Genomic DNA, 21,572 nt, shown 5'->3' on the forward strand with positions numbered 1-21,572 from the left:
TAACTCACACTGAGGTTACTAGCGGACGGAGGAGCCATGAGCCCGTGGGCCAGGGTCGGCGCGGCGGTGCTCGCGGTCGGCTGGGGAGCCAACCAGTTCTCGCCGTTGCTCATCGTCTACCGCGACCAGGAGCACCTCTCGCCGACGATCGTCACGGCGATCTTCGGCGCTTACGTGGTCGGGCTGATCCCCGCACTGCTGCTCGGCGCGCGGTTCTCCGACCGGCTCGGCCGGCGTCGCGTGATGCGCCCGGTGCTGGTGCTTTCCGCGCTGGCTTCGGTGATTCTGCTGTTCGGAGCCGGGTCGACGTGGGTGCTGGCGCTCGGGCGGCTCGTCGCGGGTGTCGCTTCGGGTGCCGCGTTCGGGCCGGGCAGTGCGTGGATCAAGGAGCTGTCCGCCGACGCCGGTCCGGGGGCGGGGGCGCGCCGGGCCGCGATTTCGCTGTCGGTCGGGTTCGGGAGCGGGCCGCTGGTCGCCGGGGTCCTCGCGCAGTGGCTGCCGGGGCCGGCCGTCGTGCCGTACCTCGTGCACATCGCGGTGACGGTGGTGGTCGGCGTGCTGGCGTGGCACGTCCCGGAAACCGTGACCGGCGCGCCTTCTTCCGGAGAACGGCGGCGCGAGCTCAAACACGCACTGGCCAGTCCCGAGTTCCTCCGCCGGATCGTGCCGAGCGCGCCGCTGGTGTTCGGCGTGGCAACGACGAGTTTCGCGGTCCTGCCGACGCTGTTGCCCGCGCCGGTCGCACCCGTGGCGAGCAGCGGTGTGATCGCGGGGCTGACGCTGGGCAGCGGGTTGCTCGTCCAGCCCGTGGCCCGTGCTCTGGAACGACGGCGCAGTCCACTGGTGTTGACGTGCGGCCTGGGCCTGACCGTGGCGGGGTTCCTGCTCGCCGCGCTGTCGACAGAGTTGCGGCAGGCTCTCTTGACGCTACCCGCGGCGGTGGTCCTCGGCGCGGCTTACGGCATGCTGCTCGTCGGTGGACTCAGCCGCGTCGAAGCGCTCGCGGACGCAGCCGATCTCGCCGGCGTGACGGCGGTTTTCTACTGCCTGGCGTACCTCGGTTTCGCGGCGCCGTACCTGTTCGCGGCGGTCGACGTCGTCATCCCGGCGCCGGTGGCGTTCATGGTCGCCGCCGGAGTGAGCGTGGTGCTGGTCGTCGTCACCGCGCCCTTCCCCGTTCGCGCGGCGCGGTGATCGCCGTGACCCAGCCCCGTGTCAGGGTGACCGCCCAGCTCAAGGATCTCCGCTTCGACGCAGGTTCCCGAGCTCTCGACCTCGTCGCCACCCTCGGCCGTCGCCCGACCGCGGCCATCGAGCGCCTCGGGGACACCACCCGCCTCGACGCGTGGGCCACCGGCGTCGGCCTGCCGCTGCTTCCGGGCGAGGCGACCGCCGCCGCGCTGGCCGACGCGCAACGCTTGCGGGAGGCTGTGTTCCGCGTGGTCACCGACGTCATGGCCGACGCCCCGGTAGACCCCGCCGCGGCCGCGACGGTCGAGGACTGTGCCGCTCCCGGCCCGGAACTCGCGAGCCTGGAGCTGGCCGCCGACGGCCGCCTGGCTTCAGGCCCCCGCCTCCGCACGTCCGCCCAGGTGCTGGCCACGGTCGCCCGGGACGCCATCGACCTCGTCACCGATCCGGCGCGCCGAACCCGCCTCCGCGCCTGCGACTCGCCGGTGTGCCGCATGCTCTTCCTCGACACCCCTGGCGCCCGCCCGCGCCGCTGGTGCTCCATGCGGCGCTGCGGCAACAGCAGCAAAGCTGCGGCCTTCCGGGAACGGGCCGTGTCTACTGTGGAGGCTTAAGCCGTCACTCGCGGGTTGTGCGGCGAAGGCACCACACCCGAAGCGCGGAGCGGCACTCCCGTACGCGATACCACCCGCGTCGGGTGGAAGCGGACGCGACGGCCCGTCGCGTCGTCCTCGCCGGCGGTGCCCGGGGTGACCCATTCGAGCGCGGCGGTGCCGGTCAGCTGGAGCGTGCTGCCGGTGGCGAAATCAAGGAACAGCAGCGACGCTTCGGCGTCGCTGGCGATGTTGCCGAGGCTGTTGAACAGGTTGTTGCCGGCGTAGTCCGGCCACCACACGTCGTCGCCGTCGAGGCGCACGAAGCCGGGCTCGCCGCCCTTGTGGGACGAGTCGGCGCCGCGGGTCGGGTGGATCGTGCCGAGGAAGAACGTGTCCGCGCGCCGGATGAGGGCGCGGTGGGCGTCGGTCAGGGCATCCGACCGTTCGACGGCGGCCGGTGCCTGCTCGGGGCCGATCTCCAGCCGGCGCTGCTGGATGTAGGACGGGCAGTTGCCGTACGACTGCTCCGCGTCGAGGAGGAACCCGCCCTCGGCCGCGGCCACGACAGTGCCGTTGACCCGCAACCGGCGCCGGGTCGCGAACTCGACGGCGATCAGGCCGACCGGCTCGCCCGCGGGCAGCTCGTGCAGGGGATCGCCGGAGCCGGGGCGGGTGTGCACGACCAGGGTCGTGTCGAACCCCTCCAGGAACCCGGCCGGCCCGAGCAGGGGAGACGTCCACAGGGTCCCGTCGGCGTCGCGCGCCGTGAGGGCGGCGAACTCGCGCTGCGCGAGGAAACCCTCGGCGCCGTGGCTCAGGTGCGCGGGCGCCAGCATGCCTTCGAGCCGAGCCGCTTCGAACTCGAGCCCGGCCTGTCGTTGCACGCTCAGCTCACCGCTGTGGAACCCGGCGGCGATCGGCTGCGTGGTCATGGTGTGCCCTCTCATCCGGCTTGCTGGTCGTGGGTTTTGCGGTAGTGGCGGGCGACCCGCACGCGGTTCCCGCAGACGTTGCCCGCGCACCACTGACGACGCCGGTTCGTGGCGAGGAACAACATCGTGCAGTCAGGGTTCGCGCAGCGGCGCAGCCGCGCGAGGCGCGCGGGGTCGGCGAAGAGCTCGATGGTTTCCCGGGCGATGGCCGCCAGCGCGACATTGCCGCCGTGCTCGCTGTGCCAGCGGGTGTGTGTCTCCCAGGACTCGTGCGCTTCGAGCCGCGGGCTCGTCGGCACGGCCGCGGCGACCGCGTTGACCTCCTCGAGCGACGCCGGCGCGGGCCCGCGGCTGTCGAGGTGCGCTTCCAGCAGGTCGCGGATCGCCGACCGCAGCCTGCGGGTGGGCACGAGGTCCGGCGCCGCCGACCTCGGAAGCCTGGGCAGTTCCATCTGCCACCAGACCGCGCTGCGCTCCGGTGCGGCGAGGAGGTCGCCGTCGCCCGGCTCTGTCTCGGCCGCGAGCGTGTCGGCGAGATCCAGCGCGACCAGCGGTTCTCCGCCCATCGGGAAGCCGGCCCGTTGCATGTCCTCCAGGCTGACACTACTGCTCATGTCACGAGTGTAAGCATTAGCCAATGACTTAGACAAGTTTACTAGCGGGGCTTGTGCTCGTTCAACTAACGGATATACATTCATCCAACCCGTTAGCTGGAAGGAAGGTGAAAGTCATGGGACTGGCATGGCAACAGGGACCGCTTTCGACGAGGTCGGTCGGCAGGTTCCTCACCCCGGAGCCGCTGCCTGAGCGGTTGCTCTTCGTGGAGCCGCTGCGCAGGCGGATGCGGGTCCGCTTCGGTGGTGAGTGGATCGTCGACAGCGAAGACGTGCTGCTCCTGCACGAACCGGGCCACTACCCGGTGGCGTTCTTCCCGAAGACCGCGATCGCCGACGGCGTGCTGGAGTGGAGCGGCCGCGTGACCAAGCATCGCGAGCTGGGTGACACCACGTGGTACACGGTCGCCGCCGGCGAAGGCCGCGCCGAGCGTGCGGCGTGGGAGTACACCGGGTTGCCGGAGTACGCCGACGTGCTGAAGGACCGCGTCGCGTTCGCGTGGCACGCCATGGAGGCCTTCTACGAGGAGGACGACCGGATCGTCGGCCACGCTGCGGACCTCTACCACCGCAACGACATCCGCAGCACGTCGCGGCACCTCGTGGTCCGCGACGGTGACCGCGTCATCGCCGACACCCACAACCCGGTGGTGCTGTATGAATCCGGCTTCGCGCCACGCTGGTACGTGCCGCGCGAGGACATCGCGGACGGAGCGCTGACCCCGGTCGAGGGCCAGACGTTCTGCCCCTACAAGGGGCTCGCGAGCTACTACGACATCGGCTCCCACGCCGGCGCCGCCTGGTCGTACGAGCAGGCTTGGACCGAGGTCGAACGCGTCTCCGGCCTGGTGTCCTTCGAGCCGGACAAGATCGAGGTCTACCTCGACGACGTGCGGCAGTCGCTGGAGCCCGGCCAGACGGTGATCGCGCACGGCGTGGACCGCGGCCTCGACACCGACGAGATCGAGAAGCGCACTGCCTGACCGGCAGGCCTTCCCGAATCCGAACGAGCCGGAGAAACCCGGGGAAACCGTGACACAGTGGTACGTCTTCGCGGCGCAGGAGGTGCTGGCATGACCGCAACGGTGCTGTCGGTGAACGTGGGCATGCCGAAAAACGTGTCCTGGCAGGGCAAGACCGTCTACACGGGAGTGTGGAAGCACCCCGTCGACGGCCCGGCCATGGTGCGCCGTCTCAACATCGACGGCGACGGCCAGGGTGACAAGGGTGGCCACGGCGGCGAGCAGCGAGCCGTGTTCGTCTACCAGATCGGCTCCTACCGCCACTGGGAGCAGCACTTCGGCCGCGACGGCCTGGAGTACGGCTCGTTCGGCGAGAACCTCACCGTCGACGGCCTGCCCGACGACGAGGTGTGCATCGGCGACCGCTACCGGATCGGCGAGGCCGAGTTCGAGGTGACGCAGCCGCGGGTCACCTGCTACCGCGTCGGCATGCGGCTCGGCGAGCCGGAGCTGCCCGCGCTGCTCGTGGCCCACCACCGGCCCGGGTTCTACTTCCGGGTCATCCGCGAGGGCCACATCGCAGCCGGCGACCCCATCGTGAAGACGCGCACCGGGCCGGGCGCGCTGAGCGTGGCCGACACCGACGCGCTGCTGTACCTGCCTGAAAAAGACGGTGAGAAGCTGCGCGTCGCCGCCGGGATCCCCGCGCTGAGCCCGGGGTGGCGGCACTCGTTCGAGGAGCTGCTGGGCATCGGGACCGTCGCCCGGGGACCCGCCTGGGACGGTTTCCGTCCGCTGCGCGTCACGGCGGTGCGACCCGAGAGCACGTCGGTGACGTCGGTGTACTTCGAGGCCGAGGACGGCAGCGCGCTGCCCGCCGCCCTGCCCGGGCAGTACCTGACGCTGCGGGTCCCGGGGGCCGCGACGCCCGCCCCGGTCCGCAGCTACTCGATCTCGTCCGCGCCGGGTGCCGACGGCTACCGAATCAGCGTGAAGCGCGAGGGCGTGGCCAGCACGTTCCTGACCACGCAGCTGGCGGTAGGGGCGGTACTCGACGTGGCCGCGCCGCGGGGCGACTTCGTGCTGGGCGACGGGTCCTCGCCGGTGCTGCTCCTGTCCGCCGGGATCGGTGTGACGCCGGTGCTGGCGATGCTGCACCAGCTGGCCGCGCAGGGCACCACCCGCGAGGTGTGGTGGATCCACGGTGCGCGCGGGCCGGCGGAGCACCCGCTGGCCGCCGAGGCTCAGGAGTTGCTCGCCGCGTTGCCCCGTGGCCGCGCGGACATCTTCTACAGCGCCGCGACGGCGGAGGAATACACCTCGGCCGGCGCCCACGCCGGGCGGCTCACCAAGGACGCGCTGGTGGAGCTGGGCGTCCCGGCGGACGCGTCGGCGTACCTCTGCGGTCCGGCGGCATTCATGACGGACATGACCGCCGCCCTCACCGCCGCGGGTTTGGCCGCGTCCCGCATCCACAGCGAGCTGTTCGCCGCGTTGGACGCCATCAACCCCGGCCTCGTCGGGCAGGTGACCCGCCCGCCGCACGCCCCGGAGGGACCGCCCGGAACCGGGCCGACCGTCACGTTCGCGCGCAGCGGCATCTCGGCCCCGTTCCCCGGCGGCAGCCTGCTGGAGCTCGCCGAGGCGTGCGACGTGCCCGCGCGCTGGAGCTGCCGCACCGGCGTCTGCCACACCTGCGTGACGCCGGTGCTCTCCGGTTCCGTCGACTACTCGCCTGCGCCGCTGGAGCCACCGGCACCGGGGCAGGCGCTGGTGTGCTGCTCCACCCCGCACACCGATCTCGTCCTCGACATGTAACCCCCGTGCTCGAAAGGAACACCACGATGAACTGGGCTCTCGAGGTCCTCACCCTGGCCGTGGGCGACGTCGACAAATCGCTGAAGTTCTACATCGACCAGGTCGGGTTCTCCCTCGACGTCGACTACCACCCGCAGGACGGCTACCGGATCGTCCAGCTCACCCCGCCGGGCTCAGCCTGCTCCATCCAGCTCGGGACCGGCCTCACCGACGCCGCCCCCGGCTCGGCGCGCGCCACCTACCTCGTCGTCACCGACCTCGAAGCGGCCCGCAGCGAGCTCTCCGGCCGGGGTGTGCCCGTCGGCGACTTCCGCCACAAGGCCGACCTCGCCGACTGGCAGGGCGACTGGGCACCCGGCCTCGACACCGATCGCCGCGATTACGCGAGCGCCTTCGACTTCGCGGACCCGGACGGGAACACCTGGGTGGTGCAGGAGATCGGGTACCGCGCCTGACGGTCGGCGGCCCTCCGGGAACCGCCGCGGGGTGTTCGGGAACTCCCCTGGAATGTGCGGCCACTGCCGGCGGAGGTGCGAGAAGTTACTGTGCGGTTGAGGAGGTTCCCATCTCGTGTCCGAATGTTGTGCGCCTTCGCGCTCTTCACAGCACTCCGCGGCCGCCGAGGTTCCGGCCGGGCCCGCGACCAACGCCGACGGATTGATCACCTTGCCCGGCGGCCGCTTCCGGATGGGGACCGATGACGTCGACGGTTTCCCCGACGACCGGGAGGGCCCGGTGCGCGAGGTGACCGTGAAGCCGTTCGCCATCGACGCGTTCGCGGTGACCAACGCGCGGTTCGCCGAGTTCATCGAGGCCACCGGGCACCGGACGGAGGCCGAGGAGTTCGGCTGGACGTACGTGTTCGCGAAGTTCGTACCGGGCGCGCTGCGCAAGGTTTCGCCCCGGCCCGAACAGACGCCGTGGTGGTGCGGGGTCGCGGGCGCGTATTGGCGGGCGCCGGAAGGACCGCACAGCAGTGTCGAGGACCGGTGGGACCACCCCGTTGTCCACGTGTCCTGGAACGACGCCCTCGCTTACTGCGCGTGGGCCGGGCGTCGGCTCCCGACCGAGGCCGAGTGGGAGTACGCGGCGCGCGGCGGGCTGGACCAGGCGCGGTTCCCGTGGGGCGACGAGCTGACGCCCGGCGGCGAGCACCGGTGCAACATCTGGCAGGGCCGCTTCCCCGTGCACAACACGGAACAAGACGGACACGTCGGCACCGCGCCCGTGGATGCGTTCTCCCCCAACGGTTTCGGTCTGTACAACGTCTCCGGCAACGTCTGGGAGTGGTGCGCCGACCGGTTCGATCCCGAAAACCGGTCCATGCGTGGCGGGTCGTACCTGTGCCACGAGTCCTACTGCAACCGCTACCGCGTCGCCGCCCGAACGGGCAACACGCCTGATTCTTCCAGCGGCAACACGGGTTTCCGCACCGCCGCCGACGTCTGAATCAGGATTCGAGGTACGCCAGCACGTCGGCGGGTTCGGCGGCGAAGTGGACGAGGTCGTCGAGCGGGAGCGGCAGGAAGCCGTCGTCGTCCATGCGGCGCAGCTGCAGGATCAGGCCGTCGTAGAAACCGTCGGTGTTGAGCAGCACGATCGGCTTGTGGTGCAACCCGTGCTTCTTGAGTTCCAGGACCTCGGTGACCTCGTCGAGCGTGCCGAGGCCGCCGGCCAGCACGACCACGGCTTCGGAACGCGAGAGCAGCAGCGCCTTGCGTTCGGCGAGGTCCGCGGTGATCACCATCTCGTCGGCGTCATTGCGGGCGGCGTCGCGCAGCAGCTCCACCGAGATCCCGACGAGGCGTCCGCCAGAAGCCCGCACGCCGTCGGCGACGACCTTCATCAGTCCGCTGTCGGACCCGCCCCACACCAGCGTGTGGCCGCCTTTGCCGACGAGCTTGGCGAACTCGCGCGCGGGCTCGGTGTAGCGCTCGTCGAGGTCGGCGGCGGAGAGGAAGACGCAGATGTTCATGGCCGGACTATAAAGCTCAGCCCACGCGGTAGCGCGCGACCGCTTCGGCGTCCCACTCCAGGCCGGTGCCGGGGCGGTCGGGTGGCGTCGCGTGGCCGTCGGTGATCCGCAGCGGCTCACGCAGGATCGGGGCGGCCCAGTCGACGTACTCGAGCCAGTGCGCGGTCGGTGTCGCGGCCAGCAGGTGGGCGCTGACCTCGGGGAACAGGTGCGACGACAGGGGGATGCCGCGGGTGTGGGCCAGCGCGGCGGCGTCGCGCCAGCCTGTGACGCCACCGATGCGGTCGAGGTCCGGCATGACCAGGTCACTCGCGTCGTGTTCCAACGCCACCGCCATCGCCCGTGGGCCCGCGAAGTTCTCGCCGATCTGCACAGGGGTGCGCAGGGTGGCGGTGAGCCGGGCGGTGGCCGGGTAGTCGTCGTGGCGCACGGGTTCTTCGACCCACGACAGGCCTTCGTCGTCGAGCGCGCCGCAGCGGGCGAGGGCGTCGGGCAGGTCGAGGGCCTGGTTGTAGTCGGCCATGACCTCGATGTCCGGGCCGACCGCCGCGCGGACGGCGCGCACGGCGGCCAGATCGTCGGCAGCCGGGCGACCGAGGCGCATCTTGACCGCGCGGAAGCCTTCGGCCACGAGTTCCAGGGCTTCGTCGGCCGCGGCCGACGGTTCGATCAAGCCGAGGCCGTTGCTGTTGTACGCGGGGATCGGCCGCAGCGGCGCGCCGAGCAGCCGTGCCAGCGGCAGTCCGGCGGCGATGGCCAGCGCGTCCCAGCACGCGGTGTCCACGAGCGACACCACGACGGCGGCGAGCCCGCGCACGCCGAGCAGCTTGAACCTCGCTTCGAGCGTCGACCGCACGGTCGTCGGATCGGCGGGGGTGCCGGCCAACGTCGTGTGCACGTCGCGGACCAGCGCGGCCGCGGCGTGCCCGGCGGCTTCGAGGTAGCAGAACGAGTACGCCCGCCCGGCCACGCCCTCCTCGGTGTGCAGGTCGAGCAACAGCAGCGGCGCCGCCGGGACACGCGCGGCGCTGGTGCCGAGCGGCCGGCGCATCGGCACCACCACGAGCGTGGCTTCGACGGAGCGGATCGTGAGGCTCATCAGTGGTGACCTTCGCTGTGCACGGCGAGGATGTCGGTGATGGCGCGGTTGCACGGCGTCGGCACGCCCAGCGCCTTGCCGCGCTCGACGACGTCGCCGCTGAGCCACGTGACCTCGAGCCGGTTGCCGCGTTCGAGGTCGTGGTGCATCGAGGACGTCATGCCTTCGGGCACACCGTCGGTGAAGGCGAGCCGGTCGTCGGCGTAGTCGGCGGGCAGCGCGACACCCTGGGCGCGCGCGACCTCGACGACCTCCGCCATCACGTCGTGCAGGAACGCTCGCGAGCGCGGGTTGGCCCGGATCGGGCCGATCATGGTGCGTGCGGTGCTCGTGGTGCCGGAAAGACCGACCAGGAACACGAACTTCTCCCAGATCGTCTGTTCGATGCCGGTACTGATCTCCACGTCGATGTTGCTTTCCGCGCACGCGTCGTGGAATGTCCGAACCCGCGCCGAGGTGGTGCCGTCGTACTCACCGAACACCAGCTTCTGCAGCGTGCCCGTGTGCCGGATGACGCCCGGCTCGGCGATCGTTGCCGCGATGTAGCAGACGCCGCCGATCACGTGCTCGGGCCCGAGGACGCGGCGCAGGATGTCGTCCTTGACCACGCCGTTCTGGAACGACACCACGGCCGTTTGCTCGGTGAGCAACGGTTTGATGAGCTCGGCGGAAGTCTCGGTGTCCCACAGCTTCACGCCGAACAACACGACATCGGCGGGGGCGAGCTGTGCCGGGTCGTCGGTCACGTCGATCTTCGGCAGGTGCAGGTCGCCGAAGGGGCTCTCGACCTTCAACCCGTTGGCGCGCAACGCTTCCAGGTGCTTGCCGCGGGCGATGAAGCTCACGTCGTGGCCGCCCTGGGCCAGCCGTCCCCCGAAGTAGCCGCCCACTCCGCCGGTGCCCATCACCACGACCCGCATGTGATCCCCTTAGTTGATCGCTCGTCCAAGTAGTATGTCCTGGAGTTCTACCACGCTGGGTTATCAGTGTCGATATTCTTGAACGCCTACTCTACTATTACGGCGTGGGACGCACACGCACCTTCGACGTCGACGAAGCCCTCGGCGTCGCCCTGGACACCTTCTGGCAGCGCGGTTACGACGCCACGTCGATCCAGGCGCTGTGCCAGGCCATGGACATCCAGCCCGGCAGCGTCTACGCCGCGTTCGGGAACAAACACGCTCTGTTCGTCGCCGCACTCCGCTCCTACGCGGCAACCGTGTCCGCCGAGGCCGTCGAGCGGCTCAACGTCGCACCCAGCGGGATGCAAGGCCTGCGCGACTACTTCGCCCATCTCGTCGACGCCATGGTCGACGGCCGCCGCCGCTGGGGCTGCCTCGTCACCAACTCGCTCGTCGAACTCACCGACCGCGACCCAGCCCTGGCCGCGATGTTCGAACAACACCTCGCCACCCTCCGCACCAGCTTCGCCGGCGCCCTCACCCGCGCCCGCGCCGCCGGCGAACTCCGCGCGGGCGCGGGCCCCGAGTCCGCGCCACTCCTGGTCGCCGTCGTGCAGGGCATGAACGTGCTAGCCAAGACCACCCCGGGCCGCGCCACCCTGCAGTCCATCGCGGACAGCGCACTCGCCGGCCTGGCCGCCGAAGCTCCGGCCTCGGTCTGAGGCCGTCAGGCGTCCCCTCGTGACGGCTCGCACTCGAACGGGGCAAACCTGTCACATCCGGCATCGCTGCCTCGTCTCTCGTGTGCAGGGCGAGAGACGAGGAGCGAAATGCGCAGGATCCTGGTGGTCGGCGGCGGGTATGCGGGTTTCTACGCGGCCTGGGGACTCGAGAAGCGGTTGCGGCCTTCGGAGGCGGAGCTCACTGTCGTGGACCCGCGCCCGTACATGACCTACCAGCCGTTCCTGCCCGAGGTCACGGCCGGGTCGATCGAGGCGCGCCACGCGGCGGTGTCGCTGCGGCGTCACCTCAAGCGCACGCGGATCGTGGCGGGTGCGGTGACGGAGATCGACCACGCGAAGCGCCGGGTGGTCGTGCGGCCGGCCGAGGGGCCGGAGTTCGATCTGGAGTACGACGAGATCGTGGTGACGGCCGGAGCCGTCACACGCAAGTTCCCGATCCCCGGCATCGCCGAAGAAGCGATCGGGATGAAGCACGTGGAGGAGGCCGTCGCGATCCGCGACCGGCTGTTGACGTCGTTCGACCGCGCGTCGGCGCTCGACCCGGGGCCGGCGCGCCGGAAACTGCTCACGGTGACGTTCGTCGGCGGCGGCTTCTCGGGCGTCGAGGGCTTCGCGGAACTGCTGTCGCTGGCCACGGCGCTGCTGAAGTCGTACCCGGAGATCAGCCGCGACGAGCTGAGCTTCCACCTCGTGGAGGCCCAAGGCCGGATCCTGCCCGAGGTCACCGACAAGCCGGGGCGGTGGGTCGTCCGCTCGCTCGAACAGCGCGGTGCCCACGTGCACCTCAACACGCAGCTGCGCTCGGCCGTCGACGGGCACGTGGTGCTCTCGACGGGCGAGGAGTTCGATTCCGCACTCATCGTGTGGACGGCGGGCAACGCCGCCAACCCCGTGGTGCACAACCACACCGACCTGCCGATCGACGAGCGTGGCCTGCTAGTCGTGCGCGCCGACCTGCGGGTGGGCACCGAGGCGGACCCGGTGCCCGGAGCGTGGGGCGCGGGTGACGACGCCGCCGTGCCGGACCTCGCGTCGCCGGTGGCAGGTGCGCGGACGGTGCCGAACGCACAACACGCGTTCCGCCAGGGCAAGCTGCTTGCTCGAAACCTCACAGCGCATGTTCGCGGGCGCACACCGAAGCCCTACCTGCACCACGGGCTGGGTTCCGTCGCGACGCTCGGCATCGGCAAGGGCATCTTCCAGTACCGCCGGATCGTGATCACTGGCCTGCTCGCGTGGCTCATGCACCGCGGCTACCACGTGCTCGCCGTGCCGAGCTGGGAACGCAAGGTCCGCGTGCTCGCGATCTGGCTCACGGCGGCGTTCTTCGGCCGCGACATCGTGTCGCTCGCGTCGGTCGAGCATCCGCGCGACGCGTTCGTCTCCGGAGGCGACCCGATCGAGTGATCTGAGCCGGGGCTGTCACAGATCCGCGGTCCGCCTTGTCCTGACTGGTGCGACGTCCCCGGGCCGGCCGGGGACACCCAGCGAAAGGCGCATCATGAGGATTGTCGTCATCGGCGGTACCGGTCTGATCGGCTCGCGGGTCGTGAGCCTGCTGAAGGAGCACGGCCACGAGGCGGTGCCGGCGTCGCCCAACTCCGGCGTGAACACCGTGACCGGCGAAGGCGTCAAGGAAGTGCTGCAGGGCGCCGACGTGGTGGTGGACGTATCGAACTCGCCGTCGTTCGCCGACGAGGATGTGATGGCGTTCTTCCGCGCCGCCACCACGAACCTGACCGGTGCCGCCAAGGACGCCGGCGTGGGCCACTACGTCGCGCTGTCGGTGATCGGCAGCGACCGCCTGCCCGGGTCCGGCTACCTGCGCGCGAAGGTCGCCCAGGAGGAGCTGATCAAGGACTCCGGCCTGCCCTACTCCATCGTGCGGGCCACGCAGTTCTTCGAGTTCGTCGGCGCGATCGCCGACGGCGGCACCGAGGGCAACGTCGTCAAGCTCCCCGACGCGGGCATCCAGCCGATCGCGGCCTCCGAGGTCTCCGACGCGGTCGCGAAGGTCGCCGCCGGAGCGCCGCTGAACGGCATGACCGAGATCGGCGGCCCCGAGGTCTTCACGATGGAGGGCTGGGTGCGCGAGGCCCTGGCCTTCCGCAACGACCCGCGTGAGGTCACCGTCGACCCCGAGGCCCGCTACTTCGGCGCGAAGCCGGGCCCGAAGGGCCTGCTGCCCGACGAGGGGGCTCAGCTCGGGCAGATCAAGTTCGCGGACTGGCTCCCGGCCAACCCGCCCAGGAAGTGATTCCTCGCGCGGGTGGTCCCGTTCCGGAGCCACCCGCGCATCCCGTCAGGAGGGAACTCGATGACAGAACAGCAGGTCGCGACGTCGGTACTGGTGATCGGCACGGGTGGGTCCGGATTGCGCGCCGCGATCGAGCTGGGCGAGCGGGGCGTCGACGTGCTCGTGGTCGGCAAGCGGTCCAAAGGCGACGCCCACACCACGCTGGCCGCCGGCGGCATCAACGCGGCGCTGGCGACGATGGACACCGACGACAGCTGGCAGCAGCACGCCGCCGACACCATCAAGGAGAGCTACCTCCTGGCGCACCCGGACACGGTGCGGGTCGTCACGCAGTACGCCGCGCGCGGCATCGAGGACCTCGAACGCTGGGGCATGCCCTTCGCCCGTGAGGCCGACGGCCGCATCTCCCAGCGGTTCTTCGGCGCGCACACCTACCGGCGCACCGCGTTCGCGGGTGACTACACCGGGCTGGAGATCCAGCGCACGCTCGTGAACCGCGCGGCGCAGCTCGACGTACGGATGCTCGAGAACGTCTACATCACGCGGATTCTGGTGCAGGACAACGTGGTCTTCGGCGCATACGGCTTCGACCTCGACAACGGCACCCGTTACGTGATCCACGCCGACTCCGTGATCCTGGCCGCCGGCGGGCACACGCGCATCTGGCGCCGCACGTCTTCGCGGCGCGACGAGAACACGGGCGACTCGTTCCGTCTCGCCGTGCTGGCCGGCGGCCGCATCCGCGACCCGGAGCTGGTGCAGTTCCACCCGTCCGGGCTGCTGGAGCCGGAGAACGCGGCGGGCACGCTCGTGTCGGAAGCCGCTCGCGGTGAAGGCGGGCAGCTGCGCAACGCCTTGGGCGAGCGGTTCATGGAGCGCTACGACCCCGAGCGCAGGGAACTGTCCACACGCGACCGGGTGGCGCTGGCCGCGTACACCGAGATCAAGGCGGGCCGCGGCACGCCGAACGGCGGTGTGTGGCTCGACGTGTCGCACCTGCCGCGCGAGACGATCATGCAGCGGCTGCCGCGCGTGTACCAGACATTGCTGGAACTGCAGATGCTCGACATCACGAAGAGCCCGATCGAGATCGCGCCCACGGCGCACTACTCGATGGGCGGCGTCTGGGTGCGCTCGTCCGACCACGGCACGGGCGTCGAAGGCCTGTATGCGATCGGCGAAGCGGCGAGCGGTCTGCACGGAGCCAACCGGCTCGGCGGCAATTCGCTGATCGAACTGCTGGTGTACGGCCGGATCGTCGGTGAGGCGGCGGCGGAGTACTCGGCTTCTCTTTCGGCGCAACGGCGTTCCGCCGGGGCGCTGGCTGATGCTCGCGGTGAGGTCGACGAGCTGCTGGCGGCCGACGGTCCGGAGAACGTGCGGGCCCTGCAGCGTTCCTTGCGCAACACGATGACCGAGCACGCAGGTGTCGTGCGTGACGAGGAAGGGCTGCTCGCGGGACTGTCCGAACTGGACGTACTCGAGGAGCGGATGAAGAACGTCGGGGTCCACCCGGATCCGGCCGGGTTCCAGGACCTGGCGCACGCGTTCGACCTGAAGTCCTCGGCACTGGCCTGCCGCGCGACGCTGGAGGCGGCGGTGGAACGGCGTGAGACGCGGGGTTGCCACAACCGCTCGGACTACCCGGAGCTGGACGAGTCGATGCGGGTGAACCTCGTGTGGTCCGGGCCCGGGCGGATCGAGCGGGAAGCGTTGCCGCCGGTGCCCGCGGAGATCGCCACGTTGATGCGGGAGGTTTCCTCGGAAGGGAAACTGGTCGAGTAAAAGCGGGGCTCTCCCTGGCCGGGAGAGCCTCCTTTCATGGCTGTCGCACGACGTGGGTGAACAGGAACGCCGCGTCGGTCTCGGCTTCGATGCGATGCCGTCGCTCGGGGAGCACGAGGAAGTCGCCGGGCGCCGCTCGTCGGCTTTCGGCGCCGGTGATCAGGCGGATGTGCCCGTGCAGGACGAGCACGGTGGTCTCGCCGCCGTGGTGTTCGTGTTCGTGCAGGTGTTCGCCTTCGTTCAGCGCCATCACGGTCTGGCGCAGGGCGTGCTCGCGTCCACCGTGGACGGTCACGGCGCTGCGCCCGGACGATGCCTGCGCCGCGAGCCCGGCTTGGGTCTCGGCGAGGGTGATCAGGTTCATGGTGCTCCTTGCCCAGCGGGCCGGTCTGTGGTGCCGGCCCCCTTCCGGGTCACGGGCGGGGCGCTCGCAGATGCTTGCGCTGCTCGAGCTCCTCGTCGCTCACCGGGATCAGCATAGGCTGGCCCGGCGCGCAGAACATCGTGACGACGAACTGGGACTCGGCGTCGTCGAGGTTGTTGCCGTCCTGGTAGTGGATCACGTCGAACCCGGGCTCCCAGAACGCTTCCCCGGCCTTCACGACGCGCTCCGGGGCGCCCTCGAGCTCGAAAATGATCTCGCCCTTGAGCACGTAGCCGAACGCCGGTCCGGAATGCCGGTGTGGCGGTGCCCCGTCACTCCCCGGCGGCAACGTGACCAGGATGGTCATCGGCACGGCCCCCTCGGGCGCCGCCGGCGCCCCCTCCGCGGTCGCCACCAGCTCGATCTTCGGTGGCGGCGCACTCGACTTGGGGTTCGGCAGGTGGTGCGAATGTTCCACGCTCATGAGCTTCCTTCACGGACCGGTGTCGGTTGTCCTTCCGAGAGCTGAGACAAGACGCGGCCGCGACCTGTGACAACGGTGCGGCTCCTGGTGGTGTCTCGGCCGAGAAATGGTGCGATGGGGGACACCCGAGGTTCGCCGAACGAACAGCTTGTGCGCTCGGCCCGTTGTTGGAGCTCGCCGGCCAGATCATCGAACGCACCGGCCTCGTCCGCGCGACCCGAGGCATCCTCGACCGGCTGGTTCGCGCGCCCGAACAGGGGCCGCACCCGGGGTCAGCTGACGCAGGGCCGGGTCGTCTACCTCGACCGCAACGCCGGCACCTGCAAGATCCCGATGCACAACCGCGTCGGCCCGCGCGCCTCCGCGCACCGGGTGCGGTAAGGCGGCGCTGTCGTGGCTGCCGTTCGACAAGGTCGTGGCCCACGCGGAGAAGTGCTGCGCGGCGAGCTCGACGCCGCCGCCCGACCTCGACGAGCTCGACGCCGCCGCCCGACCTCGACGAGCTCGAAGCCGAGCTCGTCCACGCGCGGCAGGGCGGGTTCCTCGCGTCGAAGTCGTTCCAGAAGGACCACCTGGAAAACCCCGAGCAAGGGCCGTGGTCGATCGTGCTCCCGGCCGAGTTGGTCAACCGCCGTTCCACCGCGCCTTTGCGCGCGAACTGACACGAATTGCCGTTGCCATTCTTGTGGTGAACGATTGCAGCCGAGTATTCGGCCGCGTTCGCGCTCGGCTCGGCACCCCGCCGAAGGGCTGTCTCGAAACTGGTGGGGCTGGTGGTGCGATCAGGTGTGGAGAAGGATACTGTGCAGGTTCGCGATTCCCGACACCGTGTCGGTGAGCGTGCTCGCGGAGGATCGTGAAGTTCTTCATCCGAGACAGAACGTGCTCGACGCGGGCACGGACCTTGCGGTGGGTGGCGTTGAGGTCATCCTTCCAGCCCGGCAACTCGCTGCCGTCACGGGGTTTGCGGACCGGCGCCAGCGCCAGCAGCGGGCCGATCGTGTCGCTTCCCCCGGTGCGCTGCGGAGTGTGAAACCTCGAACAGCGGCCGATCTGGCGCATCGTCAGGTTCGTCCGCTACTAAGTCGCGACCGGCAGAACCCAGGGGCGATGCCCACTGCCGGCCACCCGCACCACGACAACATGATCAGCTACTGAACCAGTCAGCCCGTCGCCGGGTCACGAGACACCCCGCCTAGGCTTCTCCCGAGAGGTGTGACCGACGCTCGAGGGAGTCTCCGATGGACCTGCTGTTGCGTGGCAAGACGGCGCTCGTCACCGGCGCGAGCCGCGGGATCGGGCTGGCGGTGACGCGGGCGTTGGTCGAGGAGGGCGTTCAGGTCGTCGCGGCGGCGCGCAACGTCGACGGGGATCTCAAGGAACTGCCCGTCGAGACCGTGGCGGTCGACCTCGGCACGCCGGACGGCGCGGCGCGAGTGGTCGCCGACGCCGTGGCGCGCGTCGGGGGGATCGACATCCTGGTCAACAACGTCGGCGCCGTGCGGCCCCGGCCCGACGGCTTCGCGTCCGTCACGGACGAAGATTGGCTGGCGACATTGAACCTCGACTTCATGTCGGCCGTGCGCACCACCCGGGCGGCGCTGCCGTCGTTGCTGGCGCGGACCGGCGCGATCGTCACGGTGTGCTCGGTCAACGCGACCTTGCCGGACCCGCTGGTGATCGACTACAGCGCGGCGAAGGCGGCGTGCCTCAGCTTTTTCAAGTCCCTGTCGAAGGAAGTCGGTGCGCGCGGCGTCCGCGTGAACACGGTCAGCCCGGGCCCGGTCGCCACGGACCTGTGGCTGGGCAAGGGCGGCGTCGCCGAGACGGTCGGGGGCGCTGTGGGCGCGGAGCCCGGCAACGTCGCGGCGAAGGCGGCCGCCGACTCGGTGACCGGCCGGTTCACGCGGCCGGAGGAGGTCGCGGACCTGGTCACATTCCTGGCCAGTGGCCGCGTCGGCAACCTCACGGGCGCCGACATCATCCTCGACGGCGGCATGACGCAGACGATCTAGACGCCGCCTGACCTGGGGTAACATCCCGCTGATGACACCCGAGCAGCACCTGCGCCACGCCGACCCGGTCCTCGGCCGGGTCATGGACGAGATCGTCGGGCCGGCGCCCAGGCTGCCGCCCGACCCGGCGCTGGCCGGCGACCCGGACATCCCGAAGGACAACTACGGCGTGCTCGTGCGCGCGATCGTCAGCCAGAACATCTCGATCCACGCGTCGCGGGCCATCTTCCGCAAGCTGAAGGACCGCTTCGGCGGCCGGTTGCCGACGCCGGAGGAGCTGTTGGCCGACGACCCCGAGCAGCTGCGCCCGGCCGCCGGGTTGTCCCGCGCGAAGACGGTGTCGCTGCGTTCGCTCGCCGACTGCATCCTGGCGGGCCGCCTCGACCTCGACGTGCTGAACGAGCTGCCCGACGACGAGGTCATCGCGCAGCTCGACGTGGTCAAGGGCATCGGTTTGTGGACCGCGCAGATGTTCCTGATGTTCCACCTGCACCGCCCTGACGTGCTGCCGACCGGTGACCTTGAGCTGCGCCGCAGCGTCGAGCGGGCCTACGGGCTGGCCGCCCGGCCGACGCCGGCGGAGCTCACGCGCCTGGCCGAGCCGTGGCGGCCGTACCGCACGCTGGCCTGCCTGTACCTCTGGCAACTGGCCGAGCAGGCGCCGCGGTTGTGATTAAGCTGGGGCCACAGGACTTTTCGCGCAAAGGAGAAACACGTGGAGGGTGTCGACCCCGCAGTGGCGCCGAGCGGCAACGGCTGCGTCGACTGCGATGCGGCCAGTCCGCAGGGCTGGTGGTTCCACCTGCGCCGCTGTGCGCAGTGCGGCCACATCGGCTGCTGCGACTCGTCGCCCGGCCAGCACGCCAGTGCGCACGCCGCCTCGTCCGGCCACCGCATCGTACGCAGCTTCGAGCCGGGCGAGGAGTGGTTCTGGGACTACGCCGAGGAAGTGATGTACGAACGCGGCCCCGAGCTGGCCGCCCCGACGCACCACCCGCTCACGCAGACCGCTCCCGGCCCGGCCGACCGCCTGCCGGCGGACTGGGCCAAGCAGCTTCACTGACCGGTTCCGGGCTGCCCGGTCGTGGTGACTTCCGGGCAGCCGGCGCCAGGGTGATGCTTCGATTGAGCAGTGTTGCGATACCTCGCCGCTCAGCGACTGCTCGGTGACGTCGGGCCGGCAAGCCGAGGTCGGCAAAGGTTTCTTGGTCGAGCGCGCGATGGTGGGCCGCACCACCTCGTACACGGAGTTCAACTCAGCTCTGATGGACGGACACACGAGGCTTCGATTTCGACCGGGGCGCGCCGCGATCGCTCTCCGTTCCACGGCCCGCAGACGATCGGCAGGTCTTCTGGGCGGAGCAGGTCGGCAAGCTCCACCGGCACGGCGAGCAGCCGCCCCGACGTACGGGCTCCTGACCGGGCCGTACGGGAATCAACCGGCCGGCAGTACCTTCGACACCATGACCAGCTCACGTCCGAATCCCGCCGACGTCGCGGGTGCGCTCTTCGATTTCGCACTTCGGCCCTCCCAGGTTCAGGCGGCCGACGCGGTCGCGGCGGGGCAGGACACGTTGGCGGTGCTGCCCACGGGCAGCGGGAAAAGTGCCATCTACCAGGTCGCCGGCCTTGCCCGGGGTGGGCTGACGCTGGTCATCTCGCCGCTCATCGCGCTGCAGCGCGACCAGTTGCGGTCCATCGCGGGACGCCCTTACGGCGACCGCACCATCAACGCCGAGCTGCTCAACTCCAGTCAGAGGGTCCATGAGCGCCGTGAGACGCTGGCGCGGCTGGAGACGGGCGAGCTGGACTTCGTCTTCCTGAGCCCCGAGCAGCTCACGAACGCCGAGACGCGTGCGGCGATCACCAATGTCACGTTGTTCGTGGTGGATGAAGCACATCTCGTGAGCGAATGGGGACAGGAGTTCCGTCCCGAGTATCTGCGGCTGACCGACGCGATCGCGGAGTTCGGCAGGCCGCCGATCCTCGCGTTGACGGCCACGGCGTCGCCGCCGGTGCAGGCGGACATCACGCGCCGGCTGGGGATGCGCGAGACGCACGTGGTGGTCGCCGACTTCGACCGGCCCAACATCTCGCTCTCGATGCGCCCGACGCAGCCCAGCAAACCGGAGGCGCGGGCCGTCGACGACCGGTGCGTCGACGTCCTCATCCAGCACGACACCCCGGCGCTCGTCTACGCGCTCACCCACGCCCGCTGCGAGTCCCTCGCTGAGCGCCTGCGCCTCGACGCCTTCCGCGCCGCGCCCTACCACGGCGGCATGGCGGCGGCCGCCCGCGCGCAGGTGCAGGACGACTTCTTCGCGGGGAAGCTGGACGTCGTCGTGGCCACGAGCGCGTTCGGGATGGGGATCGACAAGCCCGACATCCGCACGGTCGTGCACGCCGGTGTGCCCGCGAGCATCGACGACTACTACCAGGAGATCGGCCGCGCCGGCCGCGACGGTGAGCCCGCCGTGGCCGTCCTCGTGCACGACCCGCGCACCATCCGCATCCCGCGCCTGCTCGCCGCTCGCACGCACCTGGGCGAGGAGACCGTGCACCTGGTCGTCGACGCGGTCGAGAACTCGCCTCGGGAAGCGACGCTCACCGACCTGACCGCCGCCGCCGGGGTGCCCGCGCACGCCGTCGAGCGGGTGGTCAACGAGCTGGCGGAGCTGGGTTTCGTCGGCGTCACGGGGTCGGGGCACCACCGGGTGGTGGAATGCGAACAAGAACTCGCACCACCGGCCGAGCTCGCCGACCAGCTCGTGAGCCTCGACCGGCGCAGGCAGGCCGTGCTCTCCAGCCGGATCGAGGCCGCGCGCGGGTACGCCGAAAGCACGCGGTGCCGCCGTGCGGAGCTTCTCGCGTACTTCGGTGAAAACTACCCGCCCCCGTGTGAAAACTGCGACAACGACCGTGCGGCTCGCACCACCGAACACCAGCGCGCCGATGTCGCCGGTGGTGCCCCCGTGCACCACCGCCTGTGGGGAGACGGACAACTGTTGTCCCATGACGAACACGAGTTGCTCGTTTACTTTCCCAGCGTGGGCTACAAGCACCTCACCGCGTCGACGATCTCGTCCGGCATCCTCCAGCCGCGCTGAACAAGCCCGCGCGGGGCCACCTGGTAACTTCCCGACTCGGGCGCGAGACTGGATGCGCCCGGAGAGAGGAGCCGTCCGTGGACGACGACATCGAGGACAACGCCGACACCGGCGTGCTCGACCCTGAAGACACCCTCGAGGACGGCGATCCGTACGACGAGGGCTACTCGCCGCCGGAGAAGCCGTACGAGGTCGACGAGTTCGGCACCACGCCCGAGGAAGAGCGTGAGGGCGAAAGCTGGGAGGGCCGCCTCGCCCGCGAGGTGCCCGACGTGCAGCCCGAGGAGGGCGACGACCTCGGCGACAGCGAGGACACCGACGGCGAACTCATCGACGACGAGCTCGGCGACTCCCGCGCGGGCCGCCTCGTCGCCGCCGACGAGGGTTCAGGCGAAGACTCCGACGACGAGCTGTACGCCTCCGACGTCGGCATCGACGGCGGCGCCGCCTCCGCGGAGGAAGCCGCCGTCCACGTGGTCGACGACCCCGAGGACTACTGAAAACCGCCGAGCACGGTTGAGGCCAGGGTGGTGCGGGGCTTCCCGCACCACCTCCTCGGCCTGACACGGTCCGCGCAGCGCGGCGGCCCGGACCTCGGATGAGCGCGCGGCGCGGGGCCGTGTGGTCACTTCGCAGCGGTCTCGGCGCCGGTCGGTCAGGTTCCCCACACTGGGAGCGAACTGGCGCCGGTCGGACAGGAGACGGCGCACCTGCCTCACTGAAAATCC

At 70.5% G+C, this 21,572-nt stretch carries 22 protein-coding genes and 1 pseudogene; 15 read left to right on the forward strand and 8 right to left on the reverse strand.

Annotation, left to right across the window (positions count from 1 at the left end; all coding sequences use genetic code 11):
• The first annotated feature begins 36 nt into the window (after positions 1–36).
• Positions 37–1,194 (forward strand): MFS transporter, encoded by a 1,158-nt coding sequence (locus tag AB0F91_RS20765; RefSeq protein ID WP_360599433.1) that lies wholly within the window; start codon positions 37–39, stop codon positions 1,192–1,194.
• A gap of 5 nt (positions 1,195–1,199) precedes the next feature.
• Positions 1,200–1,805 carry a CGNR zinc finger domain-containing protein gene (locus AB0F91_RS20770; RefSeq protein ID WP_360599435.1) on the forward strand — a complete coding sequence of 202 codons (606 nt, stop codon included), beginning with the start codon at positions 1,200–1,202 and terminating at the stop codon, positions 1,803–1,805.
• Here AB0F91_RS20770 and AB0F91_RS20775 read toward each other — a convergent pair.
• Together AB0F91_RS20775 and AB0F91_RS20780 are read right to left on the reverse strand one after the other, a co-directional pair.
• Entirely contained in the window at positions 1,802–2,719 is a 918-nt protein-coding gene (locus AB0F91_RS20775) for a pyridoxamine 5'-phosphate oxidase family protein (RefSeq protein WP_360599438.1), read from the reverse strand. The two genes, AB0F91_RS20770 and AB0F91_RS20775, sit on opposite strands and share 4 nt — an antisense overlap.
• Positions 2,720–2,730: 11 nt before the next feature.
• Positions 2,731–3,333 carry an ABATE domain-containing protein gene (locus AB0F91_RS20780; RefSeq protein WP_360599440.1) on the reverse strand — a complete coding sequence of 201 codons (603 nt, stop codon included), beginning with the start codon at positions 3,331–3,333 and terminating at the stop codon, positions 2,731–2,733.
• A 116-nt stretch (positions 3,334–3,449) separates the two neighbouring features.
• Here AB0F91_RS20780 and AB0F91_RS20785 point away from each other — a divergent pair, with 116 nt between their 5' ends.
• The 4 genes from AB0F91_RS20785 to AB0F91_RS20800 all read left to right on the forward strand — a co-directional run bounded on the left by AB0F91_RS20785 (position 3,450) and on the right by AB0F91_RS20800 (position 7,562).
• On the forward strand, positions 3,450–4,316 hold the full coding sequence (locus tag AB0F91_RS20785) for a DUF427 domain-containing protein (RefSeq protein ID WP_360599442.1): 867 nt from the start codon (positions 3,450–3,452) through the stop codon (positions 4,314–4,316).
• 90 nt (positions 4,317–4,406) lie between these two features.
• Positions 4,407–6,113, forward strand: a complete 1,707-nt coding sequence (locus AB0F91_RS20790; protein ID WP_360599444.1) for an MOSC and FAD-binding oxidoreductase domain-containing protein — start codon at positions 4,407–4,409, stop codon at positions 6,111–6,113.
• A 26-nt stretch (positions 6,114–6,139) separates the two neighbouring features.
• The gene (locus AB0F91_RS20795; protein WP_360599446.1) at positions 6,140–6,568 is read left to right on the forward strand and encodes a VOC family protein; all 429 of its coding nucleotides are present in this window, start codon (positions 6,140–6,142) and stop codon (positions 6,566–6,568) included.
• A gap of 232 nt (positions 6,569–6,800) precedes the next feature.
• A complete protein-coding gene (locus AB0F91_RS20800; protein WP_360599739.1) occupies positions 6,801–7,562 on the forward strand; it encodes a formylglycine-generating enzyme family protein in 762 nt (253 codons plus the stop codon).
• Between the two features lies 1 nt (position 7,563).
• Here AB0F91_RS20800 and AB0F91_RS20805 read toward each other — a convergent pair whose 3' ends face one another.
• Genes AB0F91_RS20805 through AB0F91_RS20815 form a run of 3 tightly spaced genes read right to left on the reverse strand, consistent with a single transcriptional unit; the run spans position 7,564 to position 10,107 of the window.
• A complete protein-coding gene (locus AB0F91_RS20805) occupies positions 7,564–8,088 on the reverse strand; it encodes a TIGR00730 family Rossman fold protein (RefSeq protein WP_360599448.1) in 525 nt (174 codons plus the stop codon).
• Between the two features lie 16 nt (positions 8,089–8,104).
• Positions 8,105–9,187, reverse strand: coding sequence for an enolase C-terminal domain-like protein (locus AB0F91_RS20810; protein WP_360599451.1), 1,083 nt, complete (start codon positions 9,185–9,187; stop codon positions 8,105–8,107).
• On the reverse strand, positions 9,187–10,107 hold the full coding sequence (locus tag AB0F91_RS20815) for a 2-dehydropantoate 2-reductase (RefSeq protein WP_360599453.1): 921 nt from the start codon (positions 10,105–10,107) through the stop codon (positions 9,187–9,189). Before AB0F91_RS20815 ends, AB0F91_RS20810 begins: the two co-directional genes overlap by 1 nt.
• 104 nt (positions 10,108–10,211) lie before the next feature.
• Between AB0F91_RS20815 and AB0F91_RS20820 the strand changes: the two genes are divergently transcribed.
• From AB0F91_RS20820 to AB0F91_RS20835, 4 genes are all read left to right on the forward strand, one after another.
• The gene (locus AB0F91_RS20820) at positions 10,212–10,811 is read left to right on the forward strand and encodes a TetR/AcrR family transcriptional regulator (protein WP_360599455.1); all 600 of its coding nucleotides are present in this window, start codon (positions 10,212–10,214) and stop codon (positions 10,809–10,811) included.
• A 108-nt stretch (positions 10,812–10,919) separates the two neighbouring features.
• The gene (locus tag AB0F91_RS20825; protein WP_360599457.1) at positions 10,920–12,239 is read left to right on the forward strand and encodes an FAD-dependent oxidoreductase; all 1,320 of its coding nucleotides are present in this window, start codon (positions 10,920–10,922) and stop codon (positions 12,237–12,239) included.
• A 94-nt stretch (positions 12,240–12,333) separates the two neighbouring features.
• Positions 12,334–13,089, forward strand: coding sequence for an SDR family oxidoreductase (locus AB0F91_RS20830; RefSeq protein WP_360599459.1), 756 nt, complete (start codon positions 12,334–12,336; stop codon positions 13,087–13,089).
• 60 nt (positions 13,090–13,149) lie between these two features.
• A complete protein-coding gene (locus AB0F91_RS20835) occupies positions 13,150–14,874 on the forward strand; it encodes an FAD-dependent oxidoreductase (protein ID WP_360599461.1) in 1,725 nt (574 codons plus the stop codon).
• A 34-nt stretch (positions 14,875–14,908) separates the two neighbouring features.
• Here the strand turns inward: AB0F91_RS20835 and AB0F91_RS20840 are convergent, their stop codons facing one another.
• The 3 genes and pseudogenes from AB0F91_RS20840 to AB0F91_RS20850 form a co-directional block, all read right to left on the reverse strand.
• The gene (locus AB0F91_RS20840; RefSeq protein WP_360599463.1) at positions 14,909–15,238 is read right to left on the reverse strand and encodes a cupin domain-containing protein; all 330 of its coding nucleotides are present in this window, start codon (positions 15,236–15,238) and stop codon (positions 14,909–14,911) included.
• A gap of 49 nt (positions 15,239–15,287) precedes the next feature.
• On the reverse strand, positions 15,288–15,722 hold the full coding sequence (locus AB0F91_RS20845; protein ID WP_360599466.1) for a cupin domain-containing protein: 435 nt from the start codon (positions 15,720–15,722) through the stop codon (positions 15,288–15,290).
• Positions 15,723–16,504: 782 nt separating this feature from the next.
• A pseudogene (locus AB0F91_RS20850) lies at positions 16,505–16,823 on the reverse strand (hypothetical protein); the annotation flags it as partial.
• Positions 16,824–16,963: 140 nt separating this feature from the next.
• Between AB0F91_RS20850 and AB0F91_RS20855 the strand changes: the two are divergent.
• The 5 genes from AB0F91_RS20855 to AB0F91_RS20875 all read left to right on the forward strand — a co-directional run bounded on the left by AB0F91_RS20855 (position 16,964) and on the right by AB0F91_RS20875 (position 21,344).
• Complete coding sequence (locus AB0F91_RS20855) at positions 16,964–17,737, forward strand: SDR family oxidoreductase (RefSeq protein ID WP_360599468.1); 774 nt, start codon at positions 16,964–16,966, stop codon at positions 17,735–17,737.
• 31 nt (positions 17,738–17,768) lie between these two features.
• Positions 17,769–18,410 carry a DNA-3-methyladenine glycosylase 2 family protein gene (locus AB0F91_RS20860; RefSeq protein ID WP_360599470.1) on the forward strand — a complete coding sequence of 214 codons (642 nt, stop codon included), beginning with the start codon at positions 17,769–17,771 and terminating at the stop codon, positions 18,408–18,410.
• A 42-nt stretch (positions 18,411–18,452) separates the two neighbouring features.
• Positions 18,453–18,800, forward strand: coding sequence for a UBP-type zinc finger domain-containing protein (locus AB0F91_RS20865; RefSeq protein ID WP_360599472.1), 348 nt, complete (start codon positions 18,453–18,455; stop codon positions 18,798–18,800).
• A gap of 400 nt (positions 18,801–19,200) precedes the next feature.
• The gene (locus AB0F91_RS20870) at positions 19,201–20,844 is read left to right on the forward strand and encodes a RecQ family ATP-dependent DNA helicase (RefSeq protein ID WP_360599474.1); all 1,644 of its coding nucleotides are present in this window, start codon (positions 19,201–19,203) and stop codon (positions 20,842–20,844) included.
• A 77-nt stretch (positions 20,845–20,921) separates the two neighbouring features.
• Positions 20,922–21,344 carry a DUF5709 domain-containing protein gene (locus tag AB0F91_RS20875; protein WP_360599476.1) on the forward strand — a complete coding sequence of 141 codons (423 nt, stop codon included), beginning with the start codon at positions 20,922–20,924 and terminating at the stop codon, positions 21,342–21,344.
• The last annotated feature ends 228 nt before the right edge of the window (positions 21,345–21,572 follow it).

The sequence above is a fragment of the Amycolatopsis sp. NPDC023774 genome, from assembly GCF_040639695.1.
Lineage (GTDB): Bacteria > Actinomycetota > Actinomycetes > Mycobacteriales > Pseudonocardiaceae > Amycolatopsis.

Coding starts and splice junctions, on each gene's coding strand:
- AB0F91_RS20765 (WP_360599433.1), top strand. CDS start 37: ATGAGCCCGTGGGCCAGGGTCGGCGCGGCGGTGCTCGCGGTCGGCTGG.
- AB0F91_RS20775 (WP_360599438.1), bottom strand. CDS start 2,719: ATGACCACGCAGCCGATCGCCGCCGGGTTCCACAGCGGTGAGCTGAGC.
- AB0F91_RS20780 (WP_360599440.1), bottom strand. CDS start 3,333: ATGAGCAGTAGTGTCAGCCTGGAGGACATGCAACGGGCCGGCTTCCCG.
- AB0F91_RS20785 (WP_360599442.1), top strand. CDS start 3,450: ATGGGACTGGCATGGCAACAGGGACCGCTTTCGACGAGGTCGGTCGGC.
- AB0F91_RS20790 (WP_360599444.1), top strand. CDS start 4,407: ATGACCGCAACGGTGCTGTCGGTGAACGTGGGCATGCCGAAAAACGTG.
- AB0F91_RS20795 (WP_360599446.1), top strand. CDS start 6,140: ATGAACTGGGCTCTCGAGGTCCTCACCCTGGCCGTGGGCGACGTCGAC.
- AB0F91_RS20800 (WP_360599739.1), top strand. CDS start 6,801: ATGGGGACCGATGACGTCGACGGTTTCCCCGACGACCGGGAGGGCCCG.
- AB0F91_RS20805 (WP_360599448.1), bottom strand. CDS start 8,088: ATGAACATCTGCGTCTTCCTCTCCGCCGCCGACCTCGACGAGCGCTAC.
- AB0F91_RS20810 (WP_360599451.1), bottom strand. CDS start 9,187: ATGAGCCTCACGATCCGCTCCGTCGAAGCCACGCTCGTGGTGGTGCCG.
- AB0F91_RS20815 (WP_360599453.1), bottom strand. CDS start 10,107: ATGCGGGTCGTGGTGATGGGCACCGGCGGAGTGGGCGGCTACTTCGGG.
- AB0F91_RS20825 (WP_360599457.1), top strand. CDS start 10,920: ATGCGCAGGATCCTGGTGGTCGGCGGCGGGTATGCGGGTTTCTACGCG.
- AB0F91_RS20830 (WP_360599459.1), top strand. CDS start 12,334: ATGAGGATTGTCGTCATCGGCGGTACCGGTCTGATCGGCTCGCGGGTC.
- AB0F91_RS20835 (WP_360599461.1), top strand. CDS start 13,150: ATGACAGAACAGCAGGTCGCGACGTCGGTACTGGTGATCGGCACGGGT.
- AB0F91_RS20840 (WP_360599463.1), bottom strand. CDS start 15,238: ATGAACCTGATCACCCTCGCCGAGACCCAAGCCGGGCTCGCGGCGCAG.
- AB0F91_RS20845 (WP_360599466.1), bottom strand. CDS start 15,722: ATGAGCGTGGAACATTCGCACCACCTGCCGAACCCCAAGTCGAGTGCG.
- AB0F91_RS20855 (WP_360599468.1), top strand. CDS start 16,964: ATGGACCTGCTGTTGCGTGGCAAGACGGCGCTCGTCACCGGCGCGAGC.
- AB0F91_RS20860 (WP_360599470.1), top strand. CDS start 17,769: ATGACACCCGAGCAGCACCTGCGCCACGCCGACCCGGTCCTCGGCCGG.
- AB0F91_RS20870 (WP_360599474.1), top strand. CDS start 19,201: ATGACCAGCTCACGTCCGAATCCCGCCGACGTCGCGGGTGCGCTCTTC.